The organism is Aquimarina rubra (assembly GCF_042684305.1).
In the GTDB taxonomy this organism is placed as follows: Bacteria; Bacteroidota; Bacteroidia; order Flavobacteriales; family Flavobacteriaceae; genus Aquimarina; species Aquimarina rubra.
Genome location: NZ_JBHULE010000025.1, coordinates 1 through 664, shown reverse-complemented (window position 1 = coordinate 664; position 664 = coordinate 1). Strand labels below are relative to the sequence as shown.

The 664-nt window shown below is 31.9% G+C and carries 1 protein-coding gene; it reads right to left on the bottom strand.

Annotated features, from left to right (window positions below; all coding sequences use genetic code 11):
• Positions 1–173: 173 nt before the first annotated feature.
• The gene (locus tag ACFSR1_RS19105) at positions 174–641 is read right to left on the bottom strand and encodes a hypothetical protein (protein WP_149627878.1); all 468 of its coding nucleotides are present in this window, start codon (positions 639–641) and stop codon (positions 174–176) included.
• Positions 642–664 lie beyond the last annotated feature (23 nt).

Below are 664 nucleotides of genomic sequence, written 5' to 3'. Positions count from 1 at the left end.
CAACGTTTAATATATGTGTCGTAGCAGAGCAAAATGTTACCCTGATTTTCGATATTTCTGTGCATTGGTTGCTAATTTTTACTTTCAGCAAGCATTGCGCTTTACCAAAAATACAACAACCATTCGATTCATCACTAAGCTGCTATGATCACATATATGTTGTTGTGGCCAGTTTATTTATTTAATCTCGTTATCATAATCATAATATTCCAGAGAGAGAATAAGTCACTTCCTTTTTTCGTAATAAAAATCGTTTCTTTTCCGTCAAATTCAGTAACTAATAATTCGCGTTCGTTGCGTTTTTTAATTTTTTTGAGTTTAGTTTCACCAGCTTCTGCTTTTTCGAAATATTCTTTCCGATTTTTAGAATCCACATCTTCAATTGCATCTAATTTTACAGAGTTGAGTTTTGTTCCGTCATACCCAATAATTCTTTTTGTTCCCAATGCTGTCCAATTATTCTTCGAATCCGTAAATAGTAAGATTATTTTTCCGCTATCTTTTTCGTCAAAATGATTTAAGTATTTCATTTTGACTTCGTCAGTCAAGTTCTCAAATAAAAATACAGTTTTATTCGGCAGATTATGTTGAGAAGCTCTCCACTTAATTCTATCTTCTATAAATTCGACTGTTTTTCGCATTCAGTTTAATTGGCTACAACGTT

Bases quoted from the DNA above. Each gene is read 5' to 3' on its own strand.
- ACFSR1_RS19105 (WP_149627878.1), bottom strand. From the start codon at position 641: ATGCGAAAAACAGTCGAATTTATAGAAGATAGAATTAAGTGGAGAGCT.